17 protein-coding genes are annotated in these 19,613 nt (G+C 40.5%); 11 read left to right on the top strand and 6 right to left on the bottom strand.

The window, feature by feature from the left end; all coding sequences use genetic code 11:
- The first annotated feature begins 52 nt into the window (after positions 1–52).
- From AACU25_RS10730 to AACU25_RS10720, 3 genes are all read left to right on the top strand, one after another.
- Positions 53–1,096 carry an adenosine deaminase gene (locus tag AACU25_RS10730; RefSeq protein ID WP_045871664.1) on the top strand — a complete coding sequence of 348 codons (1,044 nt, stop codon included), beginning with the start codon at positions 53–55 and terminating at the stop codon, positions 1,094–1,096.
- 177 nt (positions 1,097–1,273) lie between these two features.
- Positions 1,274–2,983 carry a DNA mismatch repair endonuclease MutL gene (gene mutL, locus AACU25_RS10725; protein WP_096575425.1) on the top strand — a complete coding sequence of 570 codons (1,710 nt, stop codon included), beginning with the start codon at positions 1,274–1,276 and terminating at the stop codon, positions 2,981–2,983.
- 313 nt (positions 2,984–3,296) lie between these two features.
- Positions 3,297–4,160: an SHOCT domain-containing protein gene (locus tag AACU25_RS10720; protein WP_206758940.1), complete on the top strand. Its 864-nt coding sequence runs from the start codon at positions 3,297–3,299 to the stop codon at positions 4,158–4,160.
- A 780-nt stretch (positions 4,161–4,940) separates the two neighbouring features.
- Here AACU25_RS10720 and AACU25_RS10715 read toward each other — a convergent pair.
- Positions 4,941–6,020, bottom strand: coding sequence for an ATP-dependent 6-phosphofructokinase (locus tag AACU25_RS10715; RefSeq protein ID WP_096575421.1), 1,080 nt, complete (start codon positions 6,018–6,020; stop codon positions 4,941–4,943).
- Positions 6,021–6,487: 467 nt separating this feature from the next.
- Between AACU25_RS10715 and AACU25_RS10710 the strand changes: the two genes are divergently transcribed.
- Both AACU25_RS10710 and AACU25_RS10705 read left to right on the top strand, forming a co-directional pair.
- The gene (locus AACU25_RS10710; protein ID WP_321206739.1) at positions 6,488–6,616 is read left to right on the top strand and encodes a hypothetical protein; all 129 of its coding nucleotides are present in this window, start codon (positions 6,488–6,490) and stop codon (positions 6,614–6,616) included.
- A gap of 201 nt (positions 6,617–6,817) precedes the next feature.
- Positions 6,818–7,255, top strand: coding sequence for a hypothetical protein (locus tag AACU25_RS10705; RefSeq protein WP_096575419.1), 438 nt, complete (start codon positions 6,818–6,820; stop codon positions 7,253–7,255).
- A gap of 234 nt (positions 7,256–7,489) precedes the next feature.
- On the opposite strand, the gene AACU25_RS10700 is transcribed toward AACU25_RS10705, so the two are convergent.
- Genes AACU25_RS10700 through AACU25_RS10690 form a run of 3 tightly spaced genes read right to left on the bottom strand, consistent with a single transcriptional unit; the run spans position 7,490 to position 10,138 of the window.
- On the bottom strand, positions 7,490–9,103 hold the full coding sequence (locus tag AACU25_RS10700; RefSeq protein ID WP_096575417.1) for a hybrid sensor histidine kinase/response regulator: 1,614 nt from the start codon (positions 9,101–9,103) through the stop codon (positions 7,490–7,492).
- A 56-nt stretch (positions 9,104–9,159) separates the two neighbouring features.
- Complete coding sequence (locus AACU25_RS10695) at positions 9,160–9,765, bottom strand: chemotaxis protein CheC (RefSeq protein WP_096575415.1); 606 nt, start codon at positions 9,763–9,765, stop codon at positions 9,160–9,162.
- A gap of 7 nt (positions 9,766–9,772) precedes the next feature.
- Positions 9,773–10,138: a response regulator gene (locus tag AACU25_RS10690; protein WP_045871672.1), complete on the bottom strand. Its 366-nt coding sequence runs from the start codon at positions 10,136–10,138 to the stop codon at positions 9,773–9,775.
- A 575-nt stretch (positions 10,139–10,713) separates the two neighbouring features.
- Here AACU25_RS10690 and AACU25_RS10685 point away from each other — a divergent pair.
- Positions 10,714–12,831 carry a chemotaxis protein CheA gene (locus tag AACU25_RS10685; RefSeq protein ID WP_096575411.1) on the top strand — a complete coding sequence of 706 codons (2,118 nt, stop codon included), beginning with the start codon at positions 10,714–10,716 and terminating at the stop codon, positions 12,829–12,831.
- Here the strand turns inward: AACU25_RS10685 and AACU25_RS10680 are convergent.
- Positions 12,823–13,071 carry a hypothetical protein gene (locus AACU25_RS10680; RefSeq protein ID WP_190445808.1) on the bottom strand — a complete coding sequence of 83 codons (249 nt, stop codon included), beginning with the start codon at positions 13,069–13,071 and terminating at the stop codon, positions 12,823–12,825. The genes AACU25_RS10685 and AACU25_RS10680 overlap by 9 nt on opposite strands.
- A gap of 207 nt (positions 13,072–13,278) precedes the next feature.
- On the opposite strand from AACU25_RS10680, the gene AACU25_RS10675 reads away from it, so the two are divergent.
- The 5 genes from AACU25_RS10675 (at position 13,279) to AACU25_RS10655 (ending at position 17,945) form a co-directional block, all read left to right on the top strand.
- A complete protein-coding gene (locus AACU25_RS10675; protein WP_190445807.1) occupies positions 13,279–13,722 on the top strand; it encodes a chemotaxis protein CheW in 444 nt (147 codons plus the stop codon).
- 13 nt (positions 13,723–13,735) lie between these two features.
- Complete coding sequence (locus tag AACU25_RS10670; RefSeq protein WP_096575407.1) at positions 13,736–15,034, top strand: methyl-accepting chemotaxis protein; 1,299 nt, start codon at positions 13,736–13,738, stop codon at positions 15,032–15,034.
- 110 nt (positions 15,035–15,144) lie between these two features.
- Positions 15,145–16,218 (top strand): protein-glutamate methylesterase/protein-glutamine glutaminase, encoded by a 1,074-nt coding sequence (locus tag AACU25_RS10665; RefSeq protein WP_096575405.1) that lies wholly within the window; start codon positions 15,145–15,147, stop codon positions 16,216–16,218.
- Positions 16,218–17,051 (top strand): CheR family methyltransferase, encoded by an 834-nt coding sequence (locus AACU25_RS10660; RefSeq protein WP_190445806.1) that lies wholly within the window; start codon positions 16,218–16,220, stop codon positions 17,049–17,051. Before AACU25_RS10665 ends, AACU25_RS10660 begins: the two co-directional genes overlap by 1 nt.
- Before the next feature lie 372 nt (positions 17,052–17,423).
- The gene (locus tag AACU25_RS10655) at positions 17,424–17,945 is read left to right on the top strand and encodes a hypothetical protein (RefSeq protein WP_096575401.1); all 522 of its coding nucleotides are present in this window, start codon (positions 17,424–17,426) and stop codon (positions 17,943–17,945) included.
- Between the two features lie 96 nt (positions 17,946–18,041).
- Here AACU25_RS10655 and AACU25_RS10650 read toward each other — a convergent pair whose 3' ends face one another.
- Positions 18,042–19,580 (bottom strand): GUN4 domain-containing protein, encoded by a 1,539-nt coding sequence (locus tag AACU25_RS10650; RefSeq protein WP_096575399.1) that lies wholly within the window; start codon positions 19,578–19,580, stop codon positions 18,042–18,044.
- Positions 19,581–19,613 lie beyond the last annotated feature (33 nt).

Below are 19,613 nucleotides of genomic sequence, written 5' to 3'. Positions count from 1 at the left end.
TTTTCACGAAGTTCTTGTTAAGATTAGTAAAATTTCTCCGGAAAACACCAATATGGCTTTATACGCTGAATTGCATCGGCATCTGGGCGGTTCGGTTGTACCTCGTGTGTTATGGCGATATTTCGAGAGACATACGTCTGAGTTAATTTCCCGCTTTGCGAACTATCCAGAATTTGAAGAGTTTTATACCAAACCTCGTAATACCTTAGACGAGTATTTAGAATTACACACCCTGGTAGAAAGTGTACAGACTGTAGAAACGTTACCTTACTTTATCTACCGATTGTTACGGGGTGCTTATATATTTGAGAATTTGGCTTATTTGGAACTGCGTTACACCCCTTATTTACGGACACCTGAACATTTAAGTCAATCCGAAAGAATTGACAAGATGGCGGAAATTGTCGAGGTTGTGGGTAAAGCAAGTCAGTTGGAAGAGTATCCAATTGTAACTAGCCAAATTCTTTGTATGCACTCGCGTTTACCTTATGAGGTGAATAAGGCAATTGTTGATTTGGCGGCACAAAGTAAACAGTATGTTTGTGCGGTAGATATCGCCGGCGGTGATAGCCACTATGCTGAACGTTTAGAAGAATGGCTGAATCTGTATGATTATGCCTGTTCTTTAGGTATTAACACCACAGGACATCTTTACGAAACTACTGCAGGTTGTTACACCGAACTTTTGCCCTATCTGAAGCGGATTGGGCATGGTATTCAAATTCCTCTGTTGTATCCTGAGTTACTCCCAGAGTTGGCGCAAAGAGGACAGTGTTTGGAAGTTTGCCCTACAACTTACATTAAAACTGGCACTTTACAAGATATCCGTCAACTAAAGTTAGTTTTTGACCGATGTTTTGACGCTGGGGTAGATATTGCAATTTGTACTGATAACGCTGGTTTACATAATGTACGTCTGCCATTTGAGTATGAAAATCTTTTGACATACGACATTATTAACTTTAAACAATTGCAAGCTTGTCAGGATGCAGCTTTCCGTCATGCTTTTGCTTGGCCTCATGGTGAACGTCCTGCATCGTTGTTAAATGAATTGCTGAAACCAGAACCCCCGAAAGTTTTGGCAATGAGAGATTAATTCTGCAGGCAATTTTAGATTTTGGATTTTGGATTTTGGATTAAAGATTCAAAATCCAAAATTTATTGACTGCCTTGATACGAGAGAAATTGCTTTACAATTAGTAAAAATTTTGGGGAACGGTAAACAAAATTGCTTATTGTATTCAGTGTTGGCTTTTCGCCTACACTGTAATTTATGACATCTACTATTCACGCTTTACCTACAGAAGTCGTATATCTAATTACAGCTGGAGAGGTGATCGACTCTTTAGCTTCTGTCGTGCGGGAATTGGTAGAAAATTCCTTGGATGCTGGCGCGACGAGAATTGTTGTATCTCTGTGGCCGCAGCAATGGCGAGTGCGCGTAGCCGATAACGGTTGCGGAATGAACTTAGATGATTTGCAAAAAGCTGCAGCAACCCACAGCACTAGTAAAATTTACACTTGTGCTGATTTATGGAAAATTAGCAGTTTAGGATTTCGGGGAGAAGCACTGCACAGTTTGACAAATTTGTCAAACTTAGAAATTTTGAGTCGTCCGGCTGGTGAGAATTGGGGATGGCGAGTTGTTTATAGTGATGGCGGGAAAGTTGAGCAAGTAGAAGTTGCGGCGATCGCACCTGGTACAGTAGTGAATGTCTCGAATTTATTCGCCAATTGTATAGCGCGCCGTCAGGGGTTACCAGTAGTTGCACAGCAAATGAAAGCCGTGCAAACTACAATTCAACAAATTGCTTTGTGTCATCCCCAAGTTACCTGGCAAGTGCAACAAAATGACCGTGATTGGTTTACGATTTATCCGGCTAGCACCAGCAAAAAATTACTACCGCAGTTTATACAGCAAGTTAAAGAAGCCGACTTCCAAGAAGTCAAACTAGCAATACCCCATCCAAGTAACTCAGAAAACTCAGCACTCAGCACTCAGAACTCAGAACTCACATTAGTGGTAGGATTACCTGATCGCTGTCATCGTCATCGTCCAGATTGGGTACGTGTAGCCATTAACGGACGGATGGTAAAGTCAGCAGAACTCGAGCAAACAATTTTGGCAGCATTCCATCGCACATTACCACGCGATCGCTATCCAGTTTGTTTCTTACATCTTGATATTTCTCCAGACCAAATTAACTGGAATCGTAACCCAGCGAAAACAGAAATTTATCTTAATGAAATCGGTTATTGGCAAGAACAAGTTACTCAAGGAATTGAGCAAGCATTACGCCTCAGTTCTGCCAATATTAAAGAAGCCGTTCATATTACCCGTGTGAGTAAATTACTCAAAGCTGCAGAAGCTAAAGGTGGCTATAATTTTAATCCGAAAAATCCCAAAGAAGACAATAATCAGCAATCAGCACTCAACAATCCTTACTCTTTAAAAGCTGTTGCTCAAGTTAGTAATACTTATATTGTCGTAGAACATTCTGAGGGAGTTTGGTTAGTAGAACAGCATATTGCCCATGAGCGAGTTTTGTATGAGCAATTATGCGATAACTGGCAAATGATACCCATTGAACCAGCAATTATTCTCTATCAACTAACGCCAAAACAAGTAGCACAATTACAACGCATTGGTTTAGATATAGAAACATTTGGCGAACAACTTTGGGCGGTTCGCAATATCCCCGCAATGTTACAACAACGAGAAGATTGTGCCGATGCAATTTTAGAACTGAGTTTAGGTGGAGATTTACAAGCCGCGCAAGTTGCTGTGGCTTGTCGCAGTGCTATACGCAATGGTACACCGATGAGTTTGCCAGAGATGCAAACACTTTTAGATCAATGGCAACGCACTCGCAATCCTCGCACCTGTCCCCACGGAAGACCTATCTATTTATCATTAGAAGAATCTGCTTTAGCGCGCTTTTTCCGGCGTAACTGGGTAATTGGTAAGAGTCACGGAATTTAAGTTTGATGATGAGAGTTATTTGATAAGTTAAGTTAGTTTATTGTCGTCGTTGATTTCGCGGAATTTTTTATAGTAAGTAAATTTAGCAGTAAAGCTTGAGCGTGTAAGCAATCGGAATTATGCACTTTATTGTTAGTGCAGATTAAATCCTGGGAACTCTAAAATAGGCAACCTTGATACCAATTTGAACAAGATATGACAAATAGCTAAGGACACAACAATATTGTGTCTTTAGAAATATTTATCTATCGCAAAGATTATTTGAATTGGTATGAGAAACCTGCTTATACATCAAGATTTACAAGGGCGAAATATGACTAAAAAAAATTACCGCGACAATAATCGGGATCTAGAAGTTTTATTAAAAGATATTGAAACTTGGTTCAGTGAGCAAGGTTATCAGACACAGACTAATAAATCTGACAGAACTTGGCTTTTGCAAGCCGCTAAAACGGAGGCATGGCGTAAGGTAGTTGGTGCTTCTAGAGCATTCAATGTCTTGATTCAAGGACAGCCAAATGATTTCTCTGTGGATCTTAGCACAGGAGAATGGGCATCAAACCTTGCTGCTGGAGGCGTTGCAGCAGTTTTAACAGGTGGCGCTACTTTACTCATCAGCGGTGTTGCAGCAGGTTGGTCAAAGAAGATTGAGAGCGATTTATGGAGCTTCATCGATCATAAAGTTATGTTTGGTGAAAAAGCTAAATCTTCTGTAGAGGTAGCTTTTAACGAATCTCAAAGTGCTTTAGAAGTGAAACTCAAGCATCTCAGAGATGCTTATGATCAAGGCTTCATTGATGAAATTGCATACAACACGAAAAGGTTAGAAATTGAAGGACTAATGCGAGCTTCTAATCAAAGTGCAGACACAGAAGAGAAGCTAATGAAGTTGAAGAATCTTCTTGATGCTGGAATTTTAACTCAGGGTGAGTTTGAGATGAAGAAAGCTGAATTAATCCGTGAGTCTTCTCACTCAGAAGTGGAAGTTCAAATTTCTAAACTCAATGCTGCTTTGGCTTCTGGAATTTTAACCCAAGAAGAATATGAGAGTAAGAAGTTAGCAATTAAACAGAAATCTGAACTGAGCAGTAAAATTAAGCAACTTGAAAATGCTAGAGATGCAGGAATTATTACCAATGAGGAGTTTGAAAATAAAAAGTTAGCGCTAATTACCTAACAATTTACTGGAAAGAGATGATTTATAAAGAGAAAGATGGTGCGTTACGGCTAATTCTCACACTCTCTTAAATTCTAAAATTATTGCACAGCCGTAACAAAACCTACCCTAGAATATCACTTACTTTAGCGAGATTTAGATCCCCGACTTTTTGAAAAAGTCGGGGATCTGGGCAGCAAATTTTGCTTAAGTAATCCCTCTTTTATCACTTTCGGGAGAGAATAATCTGGAATGCTTACAGCATAAGACTTTTACCAAAAAAACATGATTTTAGCCATTGTGTTAGAAAATAAACGCTCAAATGCCCATTCTATCTACAGTTCAAATTTTGGCTTTGATTTTTATTTTCCCAGAGTGACAAAACAGGGGTAATACCAATTTAAATAATGTTTGCGACAGATAAATTGTTTGTAAGGGCACGGCATCCGAAATCTTTTGGCATATCAAATATCTTACTGGTGCCGTGCCCCTAACCATCTGTCGCGTTCTTTTTTCAAAATGGTATAAGTACCATTCCATCCTACTAGTACAATACAGCGGAAATAAGCCACCCATTTAAAACAAGCGAAAAGCTTACAAAATCATCATTCTTTCTTTTTACTTTTGCCTTTTTACTTTTGCCTTGTTGTACTAGTTCAATACACAAATATTGACAGGTATAGATTGGGAAAATGGCAAAGGGGAAGGGTTTAAAACCTTTACCCTTTTCCCCTTACCCTTTCCCCCACCTGTCAAAATAACATTGGTAGACTACTACTTAATATTTACTTGATACTGGGTTTAATCTCCCAAATAAATACCTAAACCACGTGCGGTTTTCACTAGAGTATCTTCTGGATTGACGGCGCGATATTGAGCGATCGCTTCCGCAATTGGTATAGTAAAAACTTGGCGATTTTGCCAGGCAACCATGTGATCGTATTTACCTTCATCAATGAGATTGACCGCAGCTACGCCAAAAGCTGCTGCTACTAAACGATCTAGTGGAGATGCTGTTCCGCCTCGTTGAAGATGTCCTAAAACTGTAACGCGTGTTTCTGCACCAATGCGATCGCTAATTTGATCGGCTAAGTATTGACCAATACCACCATAGCGAGATTCTCCGGCACGATTGGTCAGTCTTACACATTCACCATCTTGAGTCCGAACTGCTTCGGAAACAATAATTAAACAGTAGTTTTTGCCTTGTTCTTGGCGGTGTTTAATTTTGTAGCAAATCTGATCCATGTCGTAGGGAATTTCGGGAATTAAAATTACATCGGCTCCCCCAGCAATTCCCGCAGCAATAGCAATGTGTCCAGCATCACGTCCCATCACTTCTAAAATTATCACTCGACTGTGAGACGCGGCGGTGAAATGTAAGCGATCCAGTGCTTCTGTGGCAATATTTACTGCTGTATCAAAACCTACTGCGTGTTCAGTAATGCCAATATCATTATCAATGGTTTTGGGAATCCCGACTAGATTAATGCCGCCTTGTTGCGCCAAACGCCGCAAAATAGCCAAACTACCATCACCACCAATACCAATCAAAGCATCTAAACCAAGTTGATGGTAACCTGCAATGATGTCTTGGGAGCGATCGCATAAACTACCATCAGGCATCGGAAATGCAAATGGATCGCCTTTATTTGTGGTTCCTAACATTGTGCCACCAGCAGTTAACAGTGGGTCAACTTGGTCAATTTCTAGTTTTGTATATTCGGGTGGACGCGCCATCAATCCTACAGTTGCTTGGCGAATTCCCAATACTTCCCAACCTTTTCCCGAAGCACAATGAACTACAGATCTGATCACTGCATTCAAACCAGAACAATCTCCGCCACTGGTAAGAATGCCAATCCGCTTAGATTTCCCCATATTTTTTTGTTTTTCCAACAAGAAATCAGTAAGCCGGCAAGAATATTTCAAGGTTAAGGAAATTAAAATTTACCAATTTTAGGTGCATTTGCTTATTGCATAATGCATCTACTTCTACTCTTACAAATCTTCTTATCAACTTACCCATATTTAGTAGATTAAACTATCTGGTAACACAAAAATCAGATTATTTTAAATTGCAATTAGTTAAGGAAAATTCAGCAAAATATGTAAAGCTTTGTATGAGATAATTTTTGATTTTTTACTTTTTTATATTTTCCTTGATTCTTCTTAAGATATTTACAGAAATACAGATCATCGTAGGGAGTAAAGATGTGTCACTATGTATATTTGATGATTATTTAAGATTACGGTATTAAATACTGAATTGTCCTAAATAGAGGTTATTTATCCCCTTTATCTTCTTCCTACTCTTCCCTTTGCATTTTTATCTACGAAAAGCTTCTTTGCAAGAGGTTCAGCTAACGCGATCGCAGTTCGATAAAAAAGAGTTATTCATTGAAAGCGGCGGGAAACTCCATCCCCTTGTGGGTGGACGAGGTTGTTCTCTCCGCCGCTTGGGGCATAGGGCATAGGGCATTGGTATTTTCTTTCCCATGCCCTATGCCCAATGCCCAAAAACTCCATCCCCTTGTGGGTGGAGTTTTTCATAAATTGCCTACATAAAAGAAAATCTTTATCTTATTTTTAATGTTATTTTGTTATAACTATACTTGTTACTATTAATACAGCAAGCACAGATTCTAAAGTAATATTAAATGTTGAGGCATCTACCTATGAAATATGTTCTCTTAATTTTCTTAGTTTTGATGGGTGCGATCGCAGGAACTAAAAATGCCTATGCTCAACAAGAAAATTTAATGCCAACAATGGCTGAACCGGAGAATTTTACTGTTGTAGAACCCGTGACAGATGTACCAAATCAAGCAGTGAATCTAATTACAGAAGCGGCAACAATTAATAATAAATGGCAGAATGTGATTATTCAGCCAAATAATAGTTTACTTCCAACTAATAATAGAATTACTCGAATTGAAGAGCAAGGATGTCAAAAAGTCAATCCTTTAGATTTCTTGAAAGATCCAGCAGCAGCATTTGCAAAATGTCAGCAGCCAAATAATAATCCCACACCTCGCCATAGCAGCGAACCCATAGAATATTTAAAAGTGCCTAAACTTGATTCTGGTTTGAGTGTAACTGTGACGCAATTTTAAGTAGAGTGTGGCAATTAAAAATAACTGACAAGGGCTGTAATTGGTAATTGGTAATTGGTAATTGGTAATTGGTAAGAGTTTCAAGGCTATTTATGCTGAGTGCTGAGTCGCAAAAGACGCGATGAATCGCGTCTGTACAAGAGTCATTATTCATTCTCCTCAGTCCCCAATCCCCAGTCCCCATTACCCCTTATCCCCAGAGGGGGCCCCGAGTTCCCCAATCCCCAATCCCTATCACCGCTTCACCAGCGCAACGATCGCAGTGATTAATTTTGACGGATCGGCGGGTTTAGCGATATGCAGTTGAAATCCAGCCGCAAATACCTGTTGTTGTGTGGTTTCTGCGGCGTAGGCGGTGAGGGCGATCGCGGGAATTTCTTTTCCTGGCTGGGCTGGCATACTGCGGATTTTACGGATTAAGGCGTAGCCATCAACTTCTGGCATACCTAAGTCGCTTAATAATAAATCGGGTTTTGCTTGGGCGATCGCAATTAGTGCTTCGTTGGCTGAGGCGGCGCTGGTGACGATTGCACCATGCTGTTCTAATAAAAAGGCGAGAAATTCTCTTGTATCCACATCATCGTCTACAACTAATACCTTGATTCCCTCTAATGGAGCATAAGGTACAGATAAGGAATAGGAATCTTGGGATAAATCGCTATCTCTGGCTGATAATCTTAGGGTTTTTGGCAAGGCGGGTAGAGAAACTGTAAATGTCGCGCCTTTGTCTTCTCCGAGGCTTTCTGCCCAAACTCTACCACCATGTAATTCTACAAGTTGACGAACAATTGCTAAACCTAATCCTAATCCCCCCGATCTGCGGGTGATTGTACTATCGGCTTGGCGGAAATATTCAAATACATGGGGTAGAAAATCGGGACTAATACCTTTACCTGTATCGCTGACTTGAATTTCTACTTGCGAATCTATTTGTTGTAATTTAACTTCTATTTTTCCGCCAGTTGGGGTGAATTTGATAGCGTTAGAAAGCAAATTCCACACTACTTGTTGCAAGCGGCTACTATCACCTTTTACCTGTGCTACTTTGCAATCTAAATTGAGATGAATTTGAATAGATTTGGCTTCTGCTGCTAATCTGACTGTCTCTAAAGCTGCTTCAATTGTGGCACCTAGATTCACTGTTTCTAAATTTAAGCCGAGTTTACCTCGTAGGATACGCGAGATATCTAACAAATCATCAATTAACTGCGCTTGTAATTCGGCGTTGCGTTCGATAGTTTCTACAGCGCGCAGGGTAGTTATTTCATTTAAATTACGTTTTTTGAGTAACTTCGCCCACCCCAAAATCGGGTTGAGTGGCGATCGCAATTCATGAGAGACAATAGCCAGAAATTCATCTTTGATGCGGTTGGCGGCTTCGGCGGCTTCTTGCGATCGCTGGCGCGCTTCTGCTTCTGCTAATGCTTGATCGCGCACGTTTCTATATTCTTGAACACGGAAAGTTAGTTCGGTAACATCTTGAATGGAAAATAATGCATAAAACTCATCACCATCAGCTTGTACAGCAGTTACTGTGGTGTGCTGAATGCGATATTTTTCTTGGGGTAACGGTACAGGAATAATATATTGATGTAATTGCGAAGAAAATATTGTCGGCGGGCCACCTTGAAAAATTTGCTCTAAGCGATGAATGTAGCGCGGTTGATTAAGATGGGAAAAATATTCCAGAATTGAATTACCTAAAATCCGACTGCGGGGAATTTGTGTCCATTCTTCTAAACTGCAATTCCAGAATAAAACACTGTAGTCTGACTGTAGAACAAAAGCTCCTAAAGTAATTTTATCTAGAAGGGCGAATTTTTCTTGAGCTTGTTCGATTCTATTCATATAATCATCAGACTAAATTAAAAAATTTATACTATCTTTTGTAATATTTTTGCGCTTCATGATACTCCCATCTCCTGATTAATTATTTGAATTAAAGTATCGAATGTATCTAATTCAAATATTAAAATGATATCTCCGATCAGTTCTAATTGTTCAATCGTAAATCTGGCTTGTGCTAGCAAAATTTTTGACTCGCTCACATTGGCAGATGCTAATAAATTTTCAATTTTATCTTCTAAATACACAGGTATTGTGTAACTCATGTGCTGTCTCAACACATTACCTATTGAACCCATTACCCCATTAATTACAATATTACCAATTTCGCTTAATGTGCCAATTTTAACTGCATCTAAGTCAGTTGAATCTGGGTTTTCACCAGTCAAAACTGCTACTAATGATGAGGCGCTATCAGTGGGGAAAATCAAGCCAGCTGTACCATAAAAGGGGCCTGTAAAGCCGAGTCTCACAGCTGCTAAACTATCATCATGAAATCGTACAGCTAATTCTTCATAGGCATCCGCAGCTGTTAATACCTTTACAAACGGAATTTCTAGACGAATGTGAGAGTTTACCATTTCATTGAGTAAACTTGCTGCCCTACCAACTCCAATATTAATTAATTCTTGGAGGGCATCTAATTGTTCTGCTGTCACATTCATCTTGGCTTTATTCCTTGGTATTGAGAACTTGCTGAACTGCTGCGCGCAATTCACTTTCTTTCGGCGGTTTGTTAATAAAGTTAACTGCGCCTAACTGATAACTTTGATTGCGGGAGCCATCTTGAATATCTGCTGAGATGATAATAGTAGGAATTTTTAATTGTTCATCTTGGAGAGCTTGCAAAAATTCAAACCCATTCATTTCCGGCATTAAAATATCAGCTAACACACAGTTTGGCTGATGCTTATGCACCATTTCTAACCCCTCGCGCCCATTACTAGCTTCGAGGATTTCATAACCATCTACTTGCAGAAACTTGCGAATCATTCTGCGAGAAAAGGCTGCATCATCGATAATTAAAACCAAAGCCATCAGCTTTACCCTTTTGACCTGCGACTTCCTGAAATTGCGAAATTAGTCTCTTATTGCATTATCCGTAAAAAATCAGCTGATTTCTCAAAATTTATCTTTAGTTAATACAGCAATTTTTACTCGATTATCAGCAAAAATATGATGTTGATAATTTTCTATAATTAAAACCTGATATCTTGCACAGTTAATTTATTACCATTTGTGCTTTTCGCACTCCCGATAAAATTCTTGTATGTGATATTTGTGATTACCAAGATTGGTATCACATTTGTGGCATGAAGATGCATTCACAAACACACTTTATTGATATAATTAAGCTAACTCCAAGGTTGCTGAAATGAGAAAACTTGAGAATTGGATCGCTGATACTTTTAACTTTGTCTAGGTTGATGCTTACCCTTTTTAAGATTTGGATTTGTAGAGCAAAGGTGACATTGCATTTCTTTGCTTTCGTTTTTAAGTTTAGCATTATATTTTCAGCATTTATGGCGATAAACATCTCTCATGAGAGAGATATATATTGATTTTGGCAGCTTATTAGTATTAAAATAAAGAATTGGCAATCTATTAACACAATGGAGTTAACAGAGATAGATGATGACATAGAAGCATTTCTCGTTGAAAGCTACGAGAATCTCGATCAAATTGAACGTGACATTATTGAGCTAGAGAAAGAGTCTGGAAATGGTGAATCGTTAGTCAGGATTTATCGCTCACTCCATACCCTTAAAGGTAATTGTGGCTTTTTACCGTTTCCCAAGTTAGAAGCGCTGGCTCATGCGGCGGAAAGTTTGTTGTCGAGTCTGCGCGATCGCACTTTAGCAATTACTCCTCAAATCGTCAGTACGTTACTGCAAACAATCGACAGTATCAGACAGATGTTGTCTATGATTGCAACGACAAGAAAAGAAGGCGATCGCGATTATGCAGAACTGATTGAGAAAATAAACGCATTACAACAGACTCAGCTAGCAGCAACCCCAGCACCGCAGACTGTGGAATCCCTGTATAGCGATTTAGAAGACTCAACCCTGACAACCTCAGAATCTCATATCCGCGTTAATGTCGGGTTGTTAGATCAGGTAATGAATTTGGTAGGCGAACTAGTGTTAGCGCGTAACCAAGTGATGAGACTATCTACCAAGCTAAAAGATAACAACTTGATTGCGGCTTGCCAACGCTTAAACGGAATTACAGGCGAGTTGCAAGAACAGGTAATGAAAACTCGTCTCCAACCAATTAATAGTATCTGGCAAAAATTCCCCCGGGTAGTTCGCGATTTAGCGATCGCTTCTGGTAAACAAGTTGCAGTGGAAATGGTGGGGATAGATACAGAATTAGATAAAAGTATTATTGAAGCCATCAAAGATCCTTTAACCCATTTAATCCGCAACTGTATCGATCATGGGATTGAGTTCCCCGCAGAACGTATAGCTAAGGGTAAACCTGCTGCTGGGAGATTATTTCTCAAAGCTGCTTACGAAAGCGGTAAAGTCAATCTAGAAATTGGTGATGATGGTAGGGGACTCAACCCCGAACGCCTCAAAGCGCGATCGCAACAACTGGGATTAGTCAGCGCCACCCAAGCAGCAGCGATGACTGACTCAGAAGCGATGAACTTAATTTTTTTACGTGGTTTCTCCACTGCTGAACAAATCACCAACCTCTCAGGAAGAGGGGTAGGAATGGATATCGTCAAAGACAATATCGAAAAAATTAACGGTAGCATTGAAATTGATAGCCAGTTAGGACAGGGAACCACATTTAAATTAAAAATTCCCCTGACATTGGCGATTATTTCCGCGTTAATTATTAGCAGTGGCGGCGATTTTTATGCCATTCCTCAAGGAAATCTCCAAGAATTAGTTCGCCTAGAAATGGAGCAAGGATTAAACAATATTGAAATATTTTATGATGTTCCTGTGTATCGCTTGCGGGGTGAACTTGTACCGTTAATTTACCTCAATCAAATATTACAAGTTAGTGCCACTAACAGCGAATTGCTGAGTATATTGATTATCCAAGCTGATAACTACCGCTTCGGCTTGGTAGTAGATAGCATTGAAGATATTCAAGAAATCGTCGTCAAACCCTTAGGCAAACAATTAAAGCATATCTCCTTATTTGCCGGAGCCACCATTTTAGGAGATGGAACAGTCGGATTAATTATTGATGTCGTCGGTTTAGCCAAGCAAGCTGGTGTCAGCGCCACATATCAGCAGTTGGCGAATGCTACAGATGTCAGTATTCCAGAAAGCGATCGCCAAAATATTTTACTGTTTACAGGCCCCCAAGACGCACGCATGGGTATTCCTTTAGCGATCGCATCTCGACTGGCGGAGATTCCTGCAACTGCGGTTGAGTCAGTGGCTAATCAGTTGGTTGTGCGATATGACAAGCAAATTTTGCCGCTAATTGATTTGCATACTATATTTAGCGAGCGCACCTTTGATGATTTAGCAACAGAAACCGAGACATTATCAATTATTATTGTCTCTCCCTATCCAGCAGTGAGTGTGGCGCTAGTGGTTGAGCAAATTCTTGATACTGTAGAAGAACCGCTGACAATTAAAGGTATACCCAGTAGAGAAGGTATTTTATTCTCTACTGTCATTCAAGGTAAAATTACAGAAATTCTGGATATAGAAGGGATAATTCGGAAGACAAATCCTTATTTATTGCAATTAAATTAACAATGTCAAGCGATACATTAACAATGTGAACCGATACATTAACAATGTCAAGCGATACATTAACAATGTGAACCGATACATTAACAATGTCAAGCGATACATTAACAATGTGAACCGATACATTAACAATGTTAGCCGATACATTAACAATGTCAGTCGATACATTAACGATGTCAGTCGATACATTAGCAATGTCAGCCGATACATTAACAATGCTGATGCAGCAACTTGTGTGTACACCGTAAGCGCGGGGGAAGGGGAAAAGAGAATGAAAAAACCTTTAACCCTTAACCTTTAGTAATGGGGAAGGGAAAAAAGGGGAAGGGGGAAGGGGAAAAGAGAATGAAAAAACCTTTAACCCTTAACCTTTAACCTTTTCCCCAAAACCAATTTTGGGTTCAAAACGCTATCCCTTGTAGTATTGCTTTCTTCTCCACCCTAACCATCATGACTGAACAACTATGTACCTTTTTCCTCAACGGCATTTTTTTTGGGATTGACGTACAGCACGTTCAAGAAGTGATTCGTCCCCAAGTAATGACACCTGTACCCTTGGCTCCTCCAGACATTTGTGGCTTAATTAATTTGCGGGGACAAATTCTCACAGTCATTGATTTACAGCAACGTTTAGAAATGGGTAAATCCGCCATCCGCACCACAACCCCATTAGATGAAGCCCAAGGATTTAATATAGTTGTCTCGACTCACGATGAAGTAGTTAGCCTCCTCGTCGATGATGTCGGTGATGTTTTAGAATTCACACAAAATACATTTCAACCCCCACCAGCAACTTTAAAAGGTAGAATGCATCAGATGCTAGCTGGAGCTTATCCATACGCAGGGGGTTTGCTGCTAGTTCTGGATACTAAAAAAATTTTAGCTGCCAATTGAGGAGCAATTTGCAATGGCTACAAGTCGGAGTGGGAAAACAGCCAAAACTCCCTCAGAAAATACTATAGATGCAGTTGAGAGCGATCGCACTCCCACAGATCCGCAACTGCAGCCTTTACTCAATGCATTGTTAGCCGCCAAAAATGGTGATTTTTCCGTACGCTTACCAGTAGAGAACAATGGATTAGCCGAAATCGCCACAGTTTTTAATGAATTGGTGAGTATCAACCAAGCTTTTAGCAAGGAAGTGAATCGCTTCGCATCCGAGATTGGCAAAAAAGGTAAACTCGGTTCCCAAGCTGAGGTTCCTGGTGTAACAGGTGCTTGGCAAGAAGTAATTGATAATTTAAACCAAATGTCAATTAACCTCAAACAGCAGATTACCAGTATTAATGATGTAACTCTCGCTGTTACTGGTGGCGATTTATCCAAACAAATCAAGGTACGTAATGCTGGTGACTTTAAACAGCTTACCGATAATACCAATCAAATGATTGGTAGCCTGAAATCTTCAATTCAACAAATGGCAGAAGTAGCCACAGCCGTTGCATCCTCCGCAGAAGAATTAACCGCCGTCAGTCAAGAAATGACTGCAAATGCCGAACAAACCTCAGAACAAGCCACTTCCGCCTCCGTCTCCGCCGAACAGGTAAATCAAAATACCAGCACAGTGGTGACGGCGGTAGAAGAGATGAATGCTAGTATTCGCGAAATTGCCAAGACAGTTTCCCAAGGTGCAAAAGTAGCAATAGAAGCTGTCAAAACAGCCGATCGCACTAACGAAACCATTGGTAAACTTGGTCAAAGCAGCGTGGAAATTGGCAAAGTCATCAAAGTTATTACCTCCATTGCTCAACAAACAAACTTGCTGGCCTTAAATGCTACGATTGAAGCAGCGAGAGCCGGAGATGCTGGGAGAGGATTTGCGGTAGTGGCAAACGAGGTGAAAGAACTAGCCAAACAAACAGCCAACGCCACCGAAGATATTAGCCAGCGCATTGAAGCAATTCAAACAGATACCAAAGGCGCAGTCAACGCCATTACCCAAATTACCGACATCATTAATCAGATTAACGACTTACAAAGTGCGATCGCCAGTGCCGTAGAAGAACAAACCGCAACCACCAACGAAATCGCCCGCAACATTTCCGAAGCAGCCACAGGAACCTCTGGAATTGCCAAAAACATCGGCATCGTCGCCCTCAACGCCCAAACCACCACCATAGGAGCCAGCAACACCTCACAAGCCGCCACAGAACTATCCCGAATGGCAATAGATTTGCAAAAAGTTGTTAGTCAGTTTCAATATTAATTGTCATTTGGTAATGGGTAATGGGTAATAGGTAATGGGAATTTCTCCCCTGCTTCCTCATCCTCCTCATCCCCCCAATCCCCAGTCCCCAATCCCCAATCCCCAACCTTATGCCCAAAATCCGGGTGCTCGTAGTTGATGATGCTGTTGTTGTACGGAGTCGCGTTAGTAAGATTCTGTCGCACGATGCTGAGTTAGAGGTGGTGGATGTGGCGGCTAATGGACGTATTGCACTCGCCAAGATTCCCTATGTGAATCCTGATGTGATTATTTTGGATGTGGAAATGCCAGATTTGAATGGTTTGGAAACTCTGGCGGCGATTCGCCAAAGTTATCCGCAGTTACCTGTAATCATGTTCAGCACTTCTACACGCATAGGAGCAACTGCAACTCTGGAAGCTCTGTCTTTGGGTGCTTCTGATTATGCTACCAAACCCAGTAACTTAGGAAGCATGGAGGCAACTACCCAACATATCCGCGAGGAATTAATTCCTAAAATTAAGCTCTTTGGTGCCGGAATTAGTGTAGTTCCCCCAGCAATCACAGTTAACCATGCAGATGTTCCTCCCCAGCGTCCGAAAATAGAGCAAGTAGATGTCATTGCAATTGGGGTGTCTACAGGAGGGCCAAATGCTTTGGCGCAAATACTTCCTGAACTTCCTGGGAATTTAGCAGTCCCCATCCTGATTGTGCAACATATGCCGCCGATGTTTACCAAACTGTTAGCTGAAAGATTAGCTTCTAAATGTCAAATCGCCGTAGATGAAGCGATTCCCGGCGCAGTCTTAGAACCTGGAAAAGCGTGGATTGCACCTGGAGATTTCCACATGGTAGTACAACGACATGGCAATATGGTGAGAATTGATACTCATAAAGACCCACCAGAAAATTCCTGTCGTCCTGCTGTAGATGTTTTATTACGCTCGGTTGCAGAAGTCTACAGAGGGCGATCGCTTGCCGTTATACTGACAGGCATGGGGCAAGATGGATTACAAGGTTGTCAGCGCATTCGCGAAGTCGGCGGTCAAATCTTAGCGCAGGACAAAGCTACTAGCGTAGTGTGGGGAATGCCAGGTTTCGTTGTCAATGCTGGGTTAGCCGATCAAATTGTACCCCTCGACCAAATGCCAGGTGAAATTATGCGCCGAGTTCGTTACAATCAAGTTCCGATTTTAGGTCTGTAATGAAACAGACGATGGGTGTAAGCGCTACTGATTTTGATTTTCTCCGAGACTTAGTTTATCGTCATTCGGCAGTTGTGTTATCTGCTGATAAAACTTATTTAGCAGAGCTATATTTACAGCCAATTACCACCTCTCTAGGATTTACAAAAATTGCTGATTTAGTCAATTACCTGCGTAACCAACCTTTTAATCATATTCACACCCAGGTAATAGAAGCTTTAGTGACTAATGAAACATCTTTTTTCCGTGATATTTACCCTTTTGAAGCGCTGCAAAAATTTGTTTTACCAGAGTTAATCAAAAAAAGAGCGATCGCGCGATCGCTAAATATTTGGTGTGCAGCCTGTTCTCACGGACAGGAACCTTATAGCATTGCCATGTTGATGCGCGAACATTTTCCCATGTTAGCCAATTGGTCTGTAAAGCTAATTGCTAGCGACTTTTCCAGCAAAGCCTTAACCAAAGCGTGCCAAGGACGTTATAACCAACTAGAAATTCAGCGAGGACTACCAAAAAATTTGTGCGATCGCTATTTTCACAAAGTCGATAATGAATGGCAAATTCTGGATAATCTCATCAAGATGGTGGAATTTCAGCAAATCAACCTTGTCAAAACCTGGCCATCCCTTCCCAAATCTGATGTAATATTTTTACGCAATGTTTTAATTTACTTTGATATCCCCACTAAAAAAGCTTTACTCAACAAAATTAAACAGCAATTAAGTGTAGATGGTTATTTATTTCTAGGTAACGCGGAAACCACCATTAACCTAGATGCGTCATTTGAGCGTGTGCAATTTAATAAAGGTATTTGTTATCGATTACAACAATAAAACCCTTACCAATGACAAATGACAAATGACAAATGACTAGTTATCTTTCTTTGCACCGACCTGACTTTAAAAAGCAGGGGAGCAGGGAGCAGGGAGCAAGGGGGATTAATAAATTTTTCATCTGTTCTGATGTACCCACTTCATGATGGCTACTTATAATCCAATACAGTTCAGTTTAATTAAGAAAATTAATTGACAACAAAATCAAAAACTATTTACTCAATAAAAAACCGAACAATCTTTTTGGAGGGGGTTTGGGGGAGAATCCCCCAATTCTGCTGGCTTCTTGAATACAGTGAAAAATCAATCACTAATAATCTTATCTTGTATTAACTTATAATCTAAATTAATAATAGCTATCCATAAAACAATATGCCTCCTCACCACATATCACTCCCACTATTACTAACTATTAGCCTAGCCACTATTTCGCTTTTAGCCATTCGACCTTTACAAGCGGAAACTATCACCGAACCGCAACCTTCTAATGCACCATTAGAACTAAGCTTATTAACAGAACCAAAAGGGCCTGTAATTACCGGGAATACCGTTAGCCAAGGAAATCTCACCATTCCTAAATTATGGTGGGCCAAAGAAAGCGCTGAAAACAAGCTTTTAGATAACTGGATAGCATATCCAGCTTCTCAAAAAGAAGCAGCACGAGTAGATTTAATTGTGAATCAACAAATTTGGAGTTTATTAGATTATCTAGAACGCTACGACTTTGTAAATCGTTTAGGTACTGCCGCAAGGAATGATAATTATAATCTGCGAGTCTTTAATTATCAGCAAGAACTTTTAGCAACTTATACTTGTAACTACAATAATAGTCAGCCTTTATGCAACATCAAACTATCTTCTCAAAATCAATTAGGCTGGCGACGTTCATTATAGAAACTAACAGATGTTTGCCAAACTAAAATTCCTCATTTCAGACAAAGAAAAGGGGAAAGGCTAAAAACCTTTTCCCCTTTCCCCTTTGTTGCATTACTAATACTGGGCTAATCGTGAAGAAAGAGCCGAAAACCCTACCAAACAACCAAATAAACCCACTACCCAACCTTGGCGGACAGTTAATAAATCAACAGTCGCCGCAGCTGGAAAATGTCCTATTGGTGCATCATCCACAAAATTTAGGTCAGAGTAAAATAGCCAAGCATCATTGTCACGCCAACCGATGCGATCGCCAAATTTGCACCATGTTTGATAATCAGCATCAGCCTCACCACCTACGCTTTCCCAAATCTGCTTTTGCACAGTAAAACCAAAACGACCTTTGCTATATTTGACCCAAAGTCTGTCAATTGTGCAAAGGTCGGTATAGGGGAATTTATTGATTGCTGGAATATCTAACCAACCGGCTTCCTCTCGCGCCGCTACTTTCAGCATTAGATTGAAAGTTTCCCGATCTGCAGCTTTCCAATCACCATCTGCTAATAATTCTGATAATCGCTGGTAATCTATTCCTCGTTCGGAAGCGAGGTCATCAATTGCTGGTTGTGAGATAGTTAGCGTTGATGTATGCGCTTGAGTGTGGGTACTGTGCATCTTGTCGTCAGACATCACTTGCACAGAAGAAGCGCAAACAACCGGATTAGCAGTAAAGTTCTCACCGCTACCTGCATATTGAGCAATTCTTGAGATGTCTTTAACTTTATGCTTTTCTACACTAGGAGTTACTGTATTTGTCCGTAACCATAACTCTTCTAATTGTACAAATTCCCTATGAGAGTTTACTTCTCTGGGCAGGCCATTTCTCTGATTTTTGGCAATATCATGTAAATTTGCGTATTTTTGAATCACAACTCGCTGTGACTTAGCAATTGGTTCTGCACTCATCACAGGTGTTTGCAGAGGATACTTGTAATGCGCTAACAGTTCTGGAACTCGGAAACTGAGATATTGGTGTAACCGTTTTACAGTGGCGCATTGTCCCTGACTTCCTAAACCTTCTAGGAGTGCATGGGTAAAAGCACCTTGTTGCAAGGCATCGATTTCAGCAGAAGATTGATGAGCAGTACATGATAAGATGCTGATGACCCCGGTTTGCCGTGCCAAATTTTGTGTTTGTTGCCCAATTCCTAAGCCATGTCCTTGATGCTGATGGTGATTAGCATCCAACATCAAAACAATATTATCTGAGCCGGAATTGCGGAGGCATTCAGTCAGATAACTCAGGGAAATTCCTGTATTTTCGATGTCTTCTGGATTCCCATCAGCAGCTAAGAGGTAATCTTGCTCACCATAGTTCATCCCATGACCGTTAAAGAAAAACCAGAAATTATCTTCTGGCTGTAGGAAGGGACGCTCAAATAACTGCTGTAAGCATCGTAATAAATTAGCGCGATCGGGACGAGTTAGTTCCCCGCCAATACTAAGTGAGTCATCCGAGAATAAGAAAACCCGCTCGAAACCTGCTTCATTGTGGAGCAAATTCTGTAGCAACTCTGCATCCCGCTTCGCATATTTGAGGGGTTGCAAGCAGTCGTAATGATTAATACCAATAACCAACGCCCAGTTTTTTACCATCTCACTTTATATTGTTGCCACTGCAAGTAGAGT

Source organism: Tolypothrix tenuis PCC 7101 (assembly GCF_963874875.1).
Lineage (GTDB): Bacteria > Cyanobacteriota > Cyanobacteriia > Cyanobacteriales > Nostocaceae > Aulosira > Aulosira tenue.
The sequence above is the reverse complement of the archived record's forward strand: the minus strand, read 5'-3'. Positions and strand labels throughout refer to the sequence as shown.